The sequence below is a fragment of the Rummeliibacillus sp. TYF005 genome, assembly GCF_003844195.1.
In the GTDB taxonomy this organism is placed as follows: domain Bacteria; phylum Bacillota; class Bacilli; order Bacillales_A; family Planococcaceae; genus Rummeliibacillus.
Genome location: NZ_ML122644.1, coordinates 1 through 1231, shown reverse-complemented (window position 1 = coordinate 1231; position 1231 = coordinate 1). Strand labels below are relative to the sequence as shown.

Sequence of the window (1231 nt, the reverse complement as noted above, 5' to 3'; positions counted from 1 at the left end):
TTTGACAACCCCAACAATTAGTATAGAACCGTAATTTAAATTCCTCGCTATATTTAGCCATAAAAAATCACCCCAAAAGTTAGTTTTCTAACTCTAACTTTTGGGGTGCAGCACCTTAAGGACTTGATCTATAGGCTATTTTCGGAACTTTTCGGTACCTGGCACTTGTTCTTCCTTTTTCCATTTATTTCATATTTTTTGAAGCATTATTTAAAAAGTCGTTTAATTTATCACTTAAATTAAGTTTAACATTACTCTGGGTAATGTTTTCTTCATTTATTTTTTTAAAGCTTTCAATAAATTCGCCAAAAGAGTTACATACTAAGAAATCATTACGTCCATTTATTTCATGAAACCAAATATAGATTTTATTATGTTTATCCCCCTGTTTTCCCATGCATATTAGATCTCCACCTGGCAAATCTGCAATTGGAAACAAATCAACAGGTAATATGTCTCGATAGCAGTTAATCTTATCATCCAATCCATTCTCATCATTATTTAATCCATAGATAGAATCTATCTCAAATTGTGTTTGCTTAATTATTTTTGGTAATTTTATTTGTGGTATAAATCGATAGTATTCTTTTATATAATCATTACCATAATATTTCAAATAAAATAAATAATCTTGAGGCAACTTTAAATCATTTCTTTCTTCAAATGAATTTATATCAGCTTCACTCCAAAGGGTATCTATATCTTTTATATCAAAATCAATTATTTCTTCTAATTTCTTTTTTAACTTTTCCATTTTTAATATCCTCCTCGTAAATCGGATGCTGAACCAATATGTGGAACATTTCTATGCAAATCAGTTGGTATTAATTCTATTACTGTATCCGATTTATGGTGTGGTGTAACTCCTGCTTGTTTTAATAATTTTTTTGCAGCATTTTTGGAAGGTAAATTATATTGCTTTTGTATGTGTTCATAAACTAACGAAAAATCATCACTAGTTCCAGTCAGTTTTCCTTTTTCAAATACTAAATCCCCGTCTGACCAAGGGGTAAAATTAGGTCTTCCCTCTTTAAATTCTACACCTTCACCATTCGTTATTTTTTTTACTTGTGGTTTATCTGAATACCATTTCCCATTACCAGGTTTACCTTCCCATTGACCATTTCTTCTTGGTAACCTTGTTCTAGGATTACCGCTGCTCTCCACCTTCGCCAAAGAAAGCAACTGATCTTTCACCCCAGCACCATTCACCACATTGTAAGGCACAACA

The 1231-nt window shown here is 31.4% G+C and carries 2 protein-coding genes; both read right to left on the bottom strand.

Annotation, left to right across the window (positions count from 1 at the left end; all coding sequences use genetic code 11):
* Positions 1–184: 184 nt before the first annotated feature.
* Positions 185–754 (bottom strand): SMI1/KNR4 family protein, encoded by a 570-nt coding sequence (locus tag CW357_RS18040; RefSeq protein WP_119415219.1) that lies wholly within the window; start codon positions 752–754, stop codon positions 185–187.
* A 2-nt stretch (positions 755–756) separates the two neighbouring features.
* The coding region (locus CW357_RS18035; RefSeq protein WP_206426837.1) for an HNH endonuclease family protein at positions 757–1231 on the bottom strand (475 nt) is incomplete at its 5' end.